This window comes from Corallococcus macrosporus DSM 14697 (assembly GCF_002305895.1).
GTDB classification, from domain to species: Bacteria; Myxococcota; Myxococcia; order Myxococcales; family Myxococcaceae; genus Myxococcus; species Myxococcus macrosporus.
Window position 1 is genome coordinate 8664156 of sequence record NZ_CP022203.1, and the last position, 12136, is coordinate 8676291.

A 12136-nucleotide genomic window follows, 5' to 3' on the forward strand; every position below is an offset into this window, starting at 1 on the left:
GGGGCGCCCCGTGGGACCTCAGGGGACGTTCACCGGGACGGTCTGCATGAAGGGCACCTGGAGGTCCGTGGGGCGCATCAGCTCGGGGCGGCCGCCCGGGGTGCCGCCATTCTTGTACGTGTTGAGCTGACCGTTGATGGTCCACTGTCCGGGCTGGTTGGCGGTCCCCTGCGAGTAGTGGATGAAGGGCGTGGCGCCCGCCGGGAGGCCATGCTTGCCGGTGGGGAGCGAGTAGTCCGCCGGCGTGAAGCTCCCCGCGGGCTTGAGGTTCGGGTGCTGCGACAGGAAGCCGTCCAGCTCCGCCTTGCCGTTCTTCGAGTAGTCCGCGTGGTGGAGGAAGGACAGGTTGTTTTGCTTCGTGTCGTGCAGGGCGTGGATGGCGCAGCCGTTGAGCGCGCCCGTCACCACCGTGGTCGGCTCCCCCGGACGCGGGTGCAGCGGCACGCCCTGGATGCCCGCGAACTTGCCCTCGCCCGTGGACAGGTAGTGCATGTAATGCGCCGGGATGCCCTGGCCCCCCGCGGGCGACACAGACAGGTTCGTGTTGCCCTGGTGCTGGTGGGCGTTGAGCGTCACCCTTGAGTCATTCGCGTTGACGAAGGGCTTCTGGGCCGTGGGGAGCGCCACGCCCTGGGGCGCGCTGCCCGGGAACATGTTGTAGGCGTTGAGGATGTTCTGCCCCGAGTAGCCCAGCGGGTTCGCGCCGAACGACGACGTGACGTCCTTGCCCGGCTGCGGCGTGGGCTGGGCGTTCACCTTGCCCGCGGAGGGCTTGCTGCCCTGCGCGTCGAACCCGTCCTTGACGGGGCCCGGCTTGGGCGTGGGCTTGGACTCCACGGGCGGAGGGGCGCTCGGCTTGTTCGGCCCGCTGCCGGAGGCCGAGGGGCTCTTGGGGACAGAGGGGCTCTTGAACAAACCGCCGAGCTTGATGCCTTTCATGGGAGGGGCTCCTGTCTTCGATGACTGGCCAGACGCCAAGGCAACTTCCAGGCCAGCCACGGTGGTCAGGGGCTCCGCACGGGACGCGCTGGAAACACAGAGACTTACGAACCCCAGGGGGACGCGGTGGCCCTTGTCCGCGCACGCGAGGCTGGTGACAGGCGTCCGTGCCCTGGTGAGTCCAGTCACCACCCCACAGCCTCCAGACGCCCGGGCGAAGGCCCGCGCGGGGGCACGTCAGGTCATCTTCTCCAGCAGCCCCCGCAGCTCCGCCTGCTGCGTGGCGCTCAGGCGCCCGAGCCGCTCGCCGAAGGCGCCTGAGAGCAACGCGGTGCCCTGCTGCATCGCCTTGCGCCCCGCGGGCGTGAGGTGCAGGCGGTGCCGCCGCAAATCCTCGGTGTCGATTTCACGGCGCAGGAAGCCCGCCGCCTCGAGCCGCTTCACGTACAGCGTCACCGAGGGCTTGGGGATGCACAGGACGGACGCCAGCTCGGCTGGGTAGGGGTGTTCATCCACCTCCGCGAGCACGAAGAGTTCCTTCGTCTCCAGCCCCAGCGCGGCGAGGTCCGCGGCCACGCTGGAAATCACCGCCATCAGCAGCCGGTGGTTGAGCGACCAGATTCTCGCCGGGTCGATTTTCGCCATGGTTCCATGCGCGGAAACTGGTTCATGGTTAAACCAATTCCAGATTGAACTAATTCGCCGTCCCTACAATGTAGCACGCCCCAGGAGCCCACCATGCCTCTGAACCACTACGTGACGCTCGGCCGGTCCGGCCTGCGCGTGAGCCCGCTGTGCCTCGGTGCCATGACCTTTGGTGAAGACCTCGGCTGGGGGTCCAGCGTCGAGGAATCCCAGCAAATCATCGACCGGTACCTCGAGCTCGGCGGCAACTTCATCGACACCGCGAACTTCTACACGAAGAGCCACTCCGAGAAGATTCTCGGCGACCACGTGGGCCGCCACCCGGCCCGTCGCGACCGGCTGGTGATTGCGACGAAGTTCAGCGGCAATCTGTACCCGGGGGACCCGAACGGCGGCGGCTCCGGCCGCAAGTCCATCATCAACGCGGCCGAGCACTCGCTCCGCCGCCTGCAGACCGACTACATCGACCTGTACTGGCTGCATAACTGGGACATCCACACGCCCATCGAGGAGACGATGGCCGCGCTGGAGGACCTGGTCCGGGCGGGAAAGGTCCGCTACATCGGCGTCTCGGACACGCCTGCCTGGAAGATTGCCCAGGCCAACGTGCTGGCGCACTTCCGGGGCTGGTCGTCCTTCATTGGACTGCAGATTGAGTACTCCCTGCTGGAGCGCAGCGTGGAGCAGGAGCTCGTGCCCATGGCGCTCGAGTTCGGGCTGGGCATCACCCCGTGGTCTCCGCTGAAGAGCGGCGCGCTCAGCGGCAAGTACACCCGCGCGAACGCCGGGCAACTGAAGGGTGACCGGAGCGCCTTCCTGGACCATGTCCTGAACGAGAAGACCTACGCCCTGGTCGACGAGCTGGGCACCATCGCCCGCGAGCACGGGAGCACCGTGGCGCGCGTGGCGCTGGCCTGGGTGCAGGCGCAGCCGGGCGTGAGCTCGACCATCATCGGCGCACGGCGGCTGTCGCAGTTGGAGGACAACGTGGGGGCGCTCGAGGTGAAGCTGACCGCCGAGCAGCTCGCCCGGCTCGACGCGCTGACGAAGCCGGCCTTCGGGTTCCCCCAGAGCATGCAGCCCATGTTCCCCAGCATCCACAACGGCGGCACCACGGTGAACGGCGTCTTCGCGGAGCCGTCCGGCTTCGGCGTGCAGCGGGGCGACACGGTGTACTGACGCGCCAGGGGACCCGCGCGTCCACGGCGCGTCACTCGTCCGCGCCCTTCCGCTTCGCGCGCCGCGTGGGCGGCTTCGCGCGGCTCCGGCGCCTCGGCGCCGTGGCCGGCGCATCCGCAGCTCCCGGCTCCTCGAGCGCGATGCGCCGCGCCCGCTCCGCCGCCGCGCGGACCGGGGGCGCGAGCACCTCTCCAGGCGTGACGTTCGCGCTCCAGGACGCGGGCGCCCCCAACTGCCGCAGCACCGCGCCGGAGGCGGAGGGGACGTCGAAGGTGAAGCCCAGCGCCGGCAGCGGCTCGCGCGGGGCGTCGTAACCGGCTCGCGTCAGCTTGCCCGGCTTCACGCTCGGAATCGCGGGGGCGTCCGCCGCGCGCCTCCGCTTCGCCGCGCCGCGCCGCGTGGCCCCCTCCCCGTCCGAGCCCGCCCCACGCGCGGCCCGCAGCGCGCTCAACACCTGCTCCTTCGTCCGGCCGCGCAGCTCGAACAGGAGGAACGGGTCGTGGTCCAACGCCTCGCCCAGGACGTAGTGCGTCGCGGCGACGTGCTTGCATGGGTCGCCCCAGTCCGGACATGAGCACTCGGTCATCAGCTCCCCGCGGCTCCGTGGGAAGAGGCTGCCCCCCGCCGCGAGGAAGACCTCGTCGATGGCCTGGGGCATCGCCCCCGCGAGCAGCTCCGCGGCGTACTGCGCCCTGCCCGCCATCCCCGCGATGGCCTTCTCCCACACGCCGTCGTCGAGCCGCTTGAGCGTCAGCGAGATGGCGTAGGGCTTCGGGCGCGAGCCCGTCACCCGCGCGGTGACCTCGCCGCGCTGGATGACCAGGTCATGCGTGCGCCCCGCACGCGCATACGTCCGTCCCCGGGACAGCCGCCCCGAGTCCCCTCCGAGGACGCGCTCCAGCGCCTCCAGCCACCGCTGGCCCCACCACGTGGTGCCCGCCTTCTTCATCTTGATGCCATGCGCGGGCGGCGGGCGCTTCGGCGTGGACGGCCAGCCCCAGAAGTCCCTGTCGCTCATCGTGACACCGCCTTCTTCGCGCGTGTCCGGCCTTGCTGACGCGGGGCACGCGCGCGCACGACGTCCCCGTCCTCCTCGCCTTCATCCGCGACGGCGCCCTCGGACAGCGAGAACAGCTCGCGCAGCGCGGCGGTGTCCAACTCCGTCACCCAGTGCTCGCCCGTGCCCACGACGCTGTCGGCGAGCTGGCGCTTCTGTTCGAGCAGGCGGTCCACCTTCTCCTCGACGGTGCCCGCGCACACCAGCTTGTGGACCTGCACCGCGCGCGTCTGGCCAATGCGGTACGCGCGGTCCGTGGCCTGGTCCTCGACGGCGGGGTTCCACCAACGGTCGTAATGGAACACGTGGCTCGCGGCCGTCAGGTTGAGCCCCGTGCCCCCCGCCTTGACGGACAGCACGAAGACGCGCGGGCCGTGGGGCCCCTCCTGGAAGCGCCGCACCATCTCATCGCGCGCCTTGCGGGACGTGCCGCCGTGCAGGAAGAGCACCTCGTGCCCCAGGCGCTCGGACAGGTGCGTCACCAGCTTGTCTCCCATCTCCCGGAACTGCGTGAAGACGAGCGCCTTGTCTCCAGCGGACAGGGCCTCCTCCAGCATCTCCACCACGCGCGCCAGCTTCCCCGAGCGCCGCGGCAATGGGCCTGACTCCCCCAGGTACTGCGCCGGGTGGTTGGCGATCTGCTTCGTGTACAGCAGCAGCGCGAGCACGCGGCCCCGGCGCTCCATACCGTCGGCCTCCTCGATGCGCCGCAGCTCCTCGTCCACCACCGCCTTGTAGAGCGAGGCTTGCTCACGCGTGAGCGTGCAGACGACCTTCATCTCGTTCTTGGCGGGCAGGTCCGAGATGATGGCCGGGTCGCTCTTGAGGCGGCGCAGGACGAAGGGGCCGACGAGGCGGCGCAGCCGGGCCGCGGCCTCCGGGTTGCCGTGGCGCTCGATGGGCAGCGCCAGCTCGCGCCGGAACGTCTCCAGCGGCCCCAGCAGGCCGGGGTTGGCGAACTCGAGGATGGACCACAGCTCCGCCAGCCGGTTCTCCACCGGCGTGCCGGTGAGCGCGAAGCGCTGGGTGGCGCGCAGCGCCCGGGCCGCGCGGGCGGTGGCGGACGCCGCGTTCTTGATGTTCTGCGCCTCGTCGAGCACCACCGCGCCCCAGTCCACGCCCGCGAGCAGCGCGGCGTCCCGGCGCAGCAGGCCGTAGGTGGTGAGCACCACGGCCCCGGGCGCGAGGGGGAACGCGCCCGCCGCGCGGGCCCGCTCGGCGCCATAGTGCGGCGTCAGGCGCAGGGCGGGGGCGAAGCGGGCCAGCTCGCGCTCCCAGTTGCCCACCACGGAGGTGGGGGCTACCAGCAGCGTGGGGCGCGCCTCGTCAGGCGCCTGTTCGAGCCGCCGCAGCAGGAAGGCCAGCACCTGCACCGTCTTGCCCAGGCCCATGTCGTCCGCCAGGCAGGCGCCGAGCCCTAACGAAGCCAGCGTGTCCAGCCAGTGCAGGCCGCGCGCCTGGTAGGGCCGCAGCGTGGCGCGCAGCGCGCGAGGCGCGTCCTGGGCCGTGGCCCCGCCCGCGCGGAGCTGGCGCAGGCGCGCCTCCAGCGCTCCGGTGGCGAGCACGGTGACGGGGAGCGCGCCGTGGCGTGTCTCGCCGAGCAGCGACACCCGCACCGCCTCGCTCAGCGCCATGCGGCCGGGGCCCTGGGCGAGGTGGCGCTGGATGGCGTCGAGCTCGTCGGGCGCCACCGCGACCCACTCGCCGCGGAAGCGCACCAGGGGCGCCTTGCGCCGGGCGAGCAGCGTCAGCTCCTGGGCAGTGAGGGGCTGGTCGCCCAGTACGGCGTCCCAGTCCACGCGCAGCAGCGCGTCGAGCCCCAGCCCGGCGGTGCCGCTGACGACCCCCGCGGCCTTGGTGCCCGCGCCCACGCGCATGCGCAGGCGCAGCCTGCGCCGCCCCGAGGAGGTGAGCTCGCCCGGGACGATGACGCCGAAGCCCGCGTCGGAGAGCGCGCGGGCGCCCTCGGAGAGGAAGGTCCACGCGGTGTCAGGCTCCAGCAGCAGCGCCTGGGGACGTGGGCTCTCCAACACCAGGGCCAGCGGGGCGAAGAGCCGGGCCGCGCGGCCGAGCGCCTCCAGCAGGGACTCCTGCGGGTCCCGGAACGCGCGGCCGAGCTTCTCCAGGCTGCGCCCGCGCGTCTTCCAGACGTCGGCGGCCGGGACGAGCAGGCTCGGGTCGTCCGGGGACTGGAGGTGGAAGCTCAACACGAAGGGCTCGCCGTCCGCCCTTGGAGGCTCCAGCCGGAAGCACGCGCGCAGCTTGTCTCGAGCGCCGAGCGCGGGCTCGCTCCAGCGCGTCAGCTCGTCGACGACGGAGCGCTCCGCGAAGCCCTCGGGGGCGAAGTCGCGGTGCGCGCCGGTGAGGGCCTCTCGCCAGCGCTCGTCCCACGAGGATGCGCGCCGGGATGGGAGCGCGGGCGCGCCGCGCGCGGCACGGACGAAGGCGTCGGTGGTGGCGTCGAGGAAGGCGCGCAGCAAGGCGTCCGGCGCCCAGATGGCGCGCCCCTTGCCCACGGGGACTGCGTGCGCACCGGGCGGCATGCTCCGGGCGAGCGCTGCCACGCGGCCGGCATCCTCGGGGGCGGAGAGCGCCGCCGCCCAGCGCGCCTCGATGCGCTCGCCCCGCCTCAACAGGGTGGGCACCACGCGCTCACGCGCGATGAGCTCCAGCGCCAGCTTGCTGGCCAGCGTCCACAGGGCGATGGAGCCGGGGAAGGACTCGGCCTCGGAGGCCCCCACCACCGCGAGCCGCTCCACGGTGGCGACCAGGGGTAGGTTGTGCCCCTTGCACTCACGAAGCCCCTCGGGCGTCACGAGCAGCGCGGAGGCGCGCTCACCCGGGTCCGTCAGGCCGTCGAGCGAGCCTGGCAAGGGCTCGGGGCCCCAGAGGAACAGCGTCTCGGCGTCAGGGAGGAACACGAGAGGCATTGCTGGGAATGTAGCGCTTGGTTCTGGCGGACGATGGGCGAAAGCAGGGCTGCGTTCGTCCTTGCACGCCCTTGCAGGTCCTCATGCCGTGGGCCTGCCGAGCAGGTGACACGCCCAGACCCGAGGGACCGCTGGGCGGTGAGCGGGCACACAGGGACTGGCCTCCGGGGCCTATCATCCGCCGACGGCCGCCCAGTCCTGGAAGACGTGGACCGGGTCGCAGAGGGCGTGAAGGCCGGTGCGGCCCCTGTTGCCAATCTGGACGCCGTGAAAGCGGGTGCCCTGCTCGCGTGCCTGCGCCACCCGCCGTGGCAGGCCGTCCGGCACCGGCCACTCGCCGTCACTGACGAAGAGCACGTCCGCCCGCTTCCAGTCATTGGCATCCAGGCGCTGGACCACCCTGGCCATGACCTCGGCCACGTCGCTGCCGCCCCCGAAGGATTGCCCCAGGAACGTCAGCAGCCGCCCGAGTCCTTCCGCGGTCAGCGACAGCTCGAACTCCCGCACCTGCCCCGGGCCGCTGTAGTCATAGAGGAAGCACCGGCGCTTCTCCGCGTGAGCCGTCCGGAGGGCCTCCAGAACCAGGGCCTTCCCCACGCGCTCCGGCACTCCGTGCATCGAGCCAGACGTGTCGATGACCGCGATGATGGGTCCGCGTTTGGGGCGTGGACTGCGTCGCTCGACGGACTCCACGCTGTCACGCTCGACGAGCGTCCGCTCCACCTCGAGCCCTTCGACGCGATACGTGAGCAGCGCGCGCTCCGCCCGGCGCGCGTGCCACAGGTAGCGGAGCTTGGGGTGCCCGAGGTTGACCGCCTCCGCCGGCAGCATCCTCGCGAGTTCACCGCTCCGCTCGATGCCCCGGGTCTCCGCAGGGACGTGCCGCGTCCAGGCCTCGCGGCGCTCCTCCTCCAGCCGCCGCATCGGGACGAAGACGGTCTCCGCGATGGTCTCCTCGGCGTCGCTCACGTGCAACCGTCCCAGCGAGCGCACGACCTCGGTGAGCTGCGGCAACTGCGCGACGAGCTCACGAAGCCGAACGAGGTCCATCCACCCCGTGTGCCGCAGCACGCCGAGGCTCAGGTCCCAGCCGCGCCCCATCAGCTCGCCAAGGTCACCGAACACGTCGGAGAGCTCCGCCCATGCGCGCGTCCGCTCGCCCCAGGCCGCGAGGAGCTCCGCGTCCTCCTTCGCGGGCCGCGCTGCGACCTCCCGTTCGGCTTGCTGGCGGAGGCGCGCGAGCGTGACCTCGTCGATGCGCGTGGCGGCGCGGGCACGCCGGTCTCGTTTCGCGGCCTGGGCTTCCTGGGCATCCAGGCGCTGGCGTTCGAGCTGCTCCAACTCGCGCAGCCGCGCCGCGAGCTCCGCGCGGACCACCGACGCCTGACGCGTGAATGACGCGAGCACGTCGCGCAGGAAGGCGTCCACCAGCTCGGGCTGGCCCTTGCAGAAGCGAAGGAAGCCCAGGGCTTCGGCGGTGTACCGCGCGGACGCGGCGATTTCGGGCGGCGGCCACGTCCCCTCCGGAGGGAGGCGTCCGTCGAGCAAGGCGTCACGCCATGCGCGGATCCCCCGGACCCGCTCCGGGAGCGTCCCGACGGGGAACGTGATGACCTCCTGGAGGAGCTCCGCGGGACAGTCGTCGAGGAACGCGTAGCCGCGCTCCAGCGCCCCGGCGTCAAAGGCGTCGCTCATCGAGGCGCTTCCTCGCGGGGCAGCATCTCGAAGCCCTGACGGAGCTTGTCGAGCCGGCCCAGCAGCGTCTCCACCTCACGCCGCGTGCCCCCCAGGCTCCGCGCCGCGGGCTCGGCGAAGTCGTCGGTCACCCAGAGGTGCGCGCGGATGTCCGCGTCCAGGCTGGCGATGTGGGCCAGCAGTTGCGCCTTGTAGGTCTCGACCTGGCTCCGCAGCGCGGTCAGCTCCTTGAGACAGGCGTCGAGATGCGCCGCCTTCTGGCGCGTTGGCTCCATGAGGGGCGGAAGGTCCATCTCTTCCATGAGCCAGTTCGCCTTGTTCGCGAGGTAGGCGTCACGCTTGGACCAGTCCTCGAACTGCGTCCAATCCTGGGAAGCGTCTTGGAACCACAACGGGCCCAGCTCGGCGCGCGTGAATCCCTTCCCAGCCCTGGTGCGGTCTTGAATCCGCCCCTTGTCCCCGTAGGTGTAGGAGTGTGGGCTCTCCGTTTGGGCCTTGGGTGGCGCGAGGAACAGCGGGGACTTGCCACGCCGGGCCTGTCCCTGACCGCCCTTGGCGGTCGTGGGCTTTCCATCACTATCCTTGAACAAGAGGTTCCCCTCGGCGTCGTGCGCCTGGGAGCGGCTGTCCTGGTCCCGCTTGAGTTGCCCCTCCCAGGACACCACGATGCGCGTCAGCCGGGACGGGTCCATCGCCGCGCTCGCGCCGGCCCTGGCCGAGTACCAATCATTAACCTTCGCGCGCTGCTCGGGCTCGTTCCACAGGCAGTGCTGAAGCAGCCAGCAGTCCCAGATGGACACACGGTCCCGGCCGTTCGTGAGGGCCGCCGTCTGGAGGAGCTTCACGACCTTCCGCCAGCGGCGGTCCGACACCTGGATGCCCTCGGCCATGCACCAGTCGCGCAGGTCCGCGAGCAGCGCCACGACATCGTCCGGCACGTCCACCAACGCCGCCATTTCCCGCACCTCGGCCAGGTCCGCGTCGCTCAACCGGAGCTGCTGGGGAGGCTCCGCACCCACGTTCCCCCGGAGCCCGAGCAGCGCGGGGAAGCCATCCTTCGACACGGGCCCGACGTGGCACCGCAGCAGGAACCGGTCGAACAGGGCGTCGAGCTCTTCCCCTTCGGGCAGTTCGTTGCTCGCGCCCACCGCGCAGACCAGCGGGGTGGGCTCGCGGCGCGCGCCGTTGTCGAACTCGCGCTCGTTCAGCAGCGTGAGGAGCGCGTTGAGGATGGCGCTGTTCGCCTTGAAGATTTCGTCGAGGAAGGCGATGGACGCCCGGGGCAGGTACGCCTCCGTGAGGCGCTCGTAGCGGTCCTCCTCCAGGCCCTTGATGGACAGGGGCCCGAAGAGCTCCTCCGGCACGGAGAACCGCGTCAGCAGACGCTCGAAGTAGGTGGCCGGGTGGAAGGCCTGGTGCAGGCGGCGCGCGACCAGGCTCTTCGCCGTCCCCGGCGGCCCGATGAGCAGCAGGTGCTCCCCCGCGAGCGCGGCGAGCAGCGCGAGCCGGACCGGCACGTCCCGCTCGACGAGCCCGGTCAGCAGCCCATCCCGGAGCGCCTTGAGGCGGGCGGCGAGGTCGGGCGGTGGCTTCTTCAAGGCTTCGGCCATGGCGTCTCCTGTTCGTGAAGCAGCGTCTTCCCCGAGAGGACGTCACGAACAGGCCGAGGCCATCGGTGGGCTTGAAAGAAAACGTCAACGGACCGGGATGGGGTTATGCGCGGCTCGAGTCGGCGCGGCGCCGGGCGTGACAAGGCGTCAGGCACGCCGGTGGTCCGGCCTCGGCGGACGTCCTACAACACCGCTCAATGAGCGCCGCGCGCCTTCCTCCGATTGAGGAACCCTCGACGTCGGGCTTTCCGCTCGCGCAAGACCACGAAGCGAGTGGTGAACCCAGCCAGAGTCCCGTCCACGTCCCGCGGCAAGGCTGCAAGCCGCCACCACATGCCTGACCTCAGCCCCTTGACCCTCCCGGATGCGTCCGGGACACTTGATGGCGCAGGCACCCTTCAGCTCGGAACCAGGCCATGCCGAAGAAGAAGGACACGGGGCATTTCGGGGACGCGGAACTCAACGACCTCCACCTCATCGTGAAGAACACGACCGAAGGTGGTGCCTGCCTCACCGGCCACACGGGCGACTTCTCCGGCTTCAAGAACAAGGTTTCGTGCAACTACCGATATCAAGCGTATGAGCAGGCGGATACGCACGGGGAAATCAAGGAGCGGCTGCACCGCTACAACGAGCACCCGCCGGAGCGGCGCATCGAGACCTCCGCCTACCGGGCGAACAAGGGCGGCATGACGCCCGACCGTTACTGCGCTCACCTGGACATCCCGGAGCCGGGAGACTGAGACATTGGCGGGCCTCCGCGCGCCATCAAGCGCCGGACCTTCGCCAAGGGCAAGGTCCGCATTCCCGCCGGCTACAACTTCACGCAGGACACCTGGCCGTACTGGAACAATGCCCACCACTTGATTCCGAAGGGCACGCTGGACTCGGTCATTCAAGAACAAGAAGCCAGGATCAGCAACATGATCCAGAAGGCATTGCTAAAGGCCAAATACAACATCAACCACAAGAAGAACATGTTGTTGATTCCACAGGACCGTGAGGTCGCCGCGCTGCTCAACCTCCCACGCCACATCCAACTGAAGGATGACGATACGAAGTCGCTCCCGGCGTCATGCACGGACCACCCCGTGTACAACGTCATGGTGAGCAGGATGATCGAGGGGCTCAACAAGATCATCGAAAACTACAAGTCCATTTGCGAGAAATCCAAGGATAAGGATGAACACGAGACTCCAGATGTAGAACTCGACAAATCTCGCCTGGAGGAACTGTCCGCACAACTCTTGGAAATAATCCTTGCATGGGGACGCGCCAGCAATACAGGCCCGTCTCTGGATAAGAAATCCACTCAGCTGATGAAGACGCTCACGCGCCCCTAGTTCAGGAACACATGAATCACTACCTCATCCACCTCATGCCCAGGGAGAACCCTGACTACTGCTTCATCGACAAGTACCCCAAGGAACTTGGGTTGAAGTCATACAAGATCGCCCATGGCGAACGACTTGGACCGGACTACCCAGCCAACGCGCGCGTCTACATGACCGACCGCTACAGTGGCATTCAGACACCCGACCTTGTCGAAAACGCCTGCGGAATGCTTATCGTCAGCAAGCGCGTCAAGGAGGTCTTGGAGCGCACCATCATGGCGACTGTAGAATACCTTCCGCTGACCATCTGCAACCACAAGAAGCGGGTTGCATCCTCGGACCACTTCATCGTGAACCCGATTGGTACCGTGGACTGTCTCAACTTGAAGGCATCGGACATCGTGTACCATGAAGACAAGGTGGTCGCTGTCCGTGATTTCGTGCTCGATCCAGCCAAGCTTGAACACGCACCACCACTCTTCAGAGTCCAAGAAGACTCCTATGCCTACATCATGAGCGAGCAGATTCTGGAGGCACTGCGCACGCTTGAGCCTCGGCCAACCAATTTCTTGCTGGAACTGCTCAATCAGGTGCCTGCGTCACCAGCAAGCGCGCCACCCGCGACCTGAGCCCTTCCAACAAAGGCCTACGTCTCGCAAACTGTTCCGCCAGGGAGCCCCCTTAACGTCGGCTCCGAAATGCCCAATCGCGCCGCCGTCCCCCACGGATCTCCTTGCGCCAATGTCT

The 12136-nt window shown here is 69.4% G+C and carries 10 protein-coding genes; 4 read left to right on the forward strand and 6 right to left on the reverse strand.

Translation table 11 applies throughout. The features are described 5' to 3' along the window. Positions 1 to 18 precede the first annotated feature (18 nt). Positions 19 to 939 carry a hypothetical protein gene (locus MYMAC_RS35260; protein ID WP_095961262.1) on the reverse strand — a complete coding sequence of 307 codons (921 nt, stop codon included), beginning with the start codon at positions 937 to 939 and terminating at the stop codon, positions 19 to 21. A 237-nt stretch (positions 940 to 1176) separates the two neighbouring features. Then, positions 1177 to 1584: a MarR family winged helix-turn-helix transcriptional regulator gene (locus MYMAC_RS35265; RefSeq protein WP_204817249.1), complete on the reverse strand. Its 408-nt coding sequence runs from the start codon at positions 1582 to 1584 to the stop codon at positions 1177 to 1179. 93 nt (positions 1585 to 1677) lie between these two features. Between MYMAC_RS35265 and MYMAC_RS35270 the strand changes: the two genes are divergently transcribed. After that, a complete protein-coding gene (locus tag MYMAC_RS35270) occupies positions 1678 to 2763 on the forward strand; it encodes an aldo/keto reductase (RefSeq protein ID WP_095961263.1) in 1086 nt (361 codons plus the stop codon). 31 nt (positions 2764 to 2794) lie between these two features. On the opposite strand, the gene MYMAC_RS35275 is transcribed toward MYMAC_RS35270, so the two are convergent. The 4 genes from MYMAC_RS35275 to MYMAC_RS35290 form a co-directional block, all read right to left on the reverse strand. After that, a complete protein-coding gene (locus MYMAC_RS35275) occupies positions 2795 to 3781 on the reverse strand; it encodes an SWIM zinc finger family protein (RefSeq protein WP_095961264.1) in 987 nt (328 codons plus the stop codon). Beyond that, positions 3778 to 6750 carry a DEAD/DEAH box helicase gene (locus MYMAC_RS35280; protein ID WP_095961265.1) on the reverse strand — a complete coding sequence of 991 codons (2973 nt, stop codon included), beginning with the start codon at positions 6748 to 6750 and terminating at the stop codon, positions 3778 to 3780. Before MYMAC_RS35280 ends, MYMAC_RS35275 begins: the two co-directional genes overlap by 4 nt. A 174-nt stretch (positions 6751 to 6924) precedes the next feature. Then, a complete protein-coding gene (locus MYMAC_RS35285) occupies positions 6925 to 8445 on the reverse strand; it encodes a VWA domain-containing protein (protein ID WP_095961266.1) in 1521 nt (506 codons plus the stop codon). Beyond that, positions 8442 to 10055 (reverse strand): AAA family ATPase, encoded by a 1614-nt coding sequence (locus tag MYMAC_RS35290; protein WP_095961267.1) that lies wholly within the window; start codon positions 10053 to 10055, stop codon positions 8442 to 8444. The genes MYMAC_RS35285 and MYMAC_RS35290 overlap by 4 nt, the downstream gene beginning before the upstream one ends. 416 nt (positions 10056 to 10471) lie before the next feature. Here MYMAC_RS35290 and MYMAC_RS38210 point away from each other — a divergent pair, with 416 nt between their 5' ends. From MYMAC_RS38210 to MYMAC_RS35300, 3 genes are all read left to right on the forward strand, one after another. Beyond that, positions 10472 to 10798 carry a hypothetical protein gene (locus MYMAC_RS38210; RefSeq protein ID WP_239989215.1) on the forward strand — a complete coding sequence of 109 codons (327 nt, stop codon included), beginning with the start codon at positions 10472 to 10474 and terminating at the stop codon, positions 10796 to 10798. A 120-nt stretch (positions 10799 to 10918) separates the two neighbouring features. Further along, positions 10919 to 11398, forward strand: coding sequence for an AHH domain-containing protein (locus MYMAC_RS38215; protein WP_239989216.1), 480 nt, complete (start codon positions 10919 to 10921; stop codon positions 11396 to 11398). Between the two features lie 11 nt (positions 11399 to 11409). Next, positions 11410 to 12018 carry an imm11 family protein gene (locus tag MYMAC_RS35300; protein WP_095961268.1) on the forward strand — a complete coding sequence of 203 codons (609 nt, stop codon included), beginning with the start codon at positions 11410 to 11412 and terminating at the stop codon, positions 12016 to 12018. Positions 12019 to 12136 lie beyond the last annotated feature (118 nt).

Coding starts and splice junctions, on each gene's coding strand:
- MYMAC_RS35260 (WP_095961262.1), bottom strand. CDS start 939: ATGAAAGGCATCAAGCTCGGCGGTTTGTTCAAGAGCCCCTCTGTCCCC.
- MYMAC_RS35265 (WP_204817249.1), bottom strand. CDS start 1,584: ATGGCGAAAATCGACCCGGCGAGAATCTGGTCGCTCAACCACCGGCTG.
- MYMAC_RS35270 (WP_095961263.1), top strand. CDS start 1,678: ATGCCTCTGAACCACTACGTGACGCTCGGCCGGTCCGGCCTGCGCGTG.
- MYMAC_RS35275 (WP_095961264.1), bottom strand. CDS start 3,781: ATGAGCGACAGGGACTTCTGGGGCTGGCCGTCCACGCCGAAGCGCCCG.
- MYMAC_RS35280 (WP_095961265.1), bottom strand. CDS start 6,750: ATGCCTCTCGTGTTCCTCCCTGACGCCGAGACGCTGTTCCTCTGGGGC.
- MYMAC_RS35285 (WP_095961266.1), bottom strand. CDS start 8,445: ATGAGCGACGCCTTTGACGCCGGGGCGCTGGAGCGCGGCTACGCGTTC.
- MYMAC_RS35290 (WP_095961267.1), bottom strand. CDS start 10,055: ATGGCCGAAGCCTTGAAGAAGCCACCGCCCGACCTCGCCGCCCGCCTC.
- MYMAC_RS38210 (WP_239989215.1), top strand. CDS start 10,472: ATGCCGAAGAAGAAGGACACGGGGCATTTCGGGGACGCGGAACTCAAC.
- MYMAC_RS35300 (WP_095961268.1), top strand. CDS start 11,410: ATGAATCACTACCTCATCCACCTCATGCCCAGGGAGAACCCTGACTAC.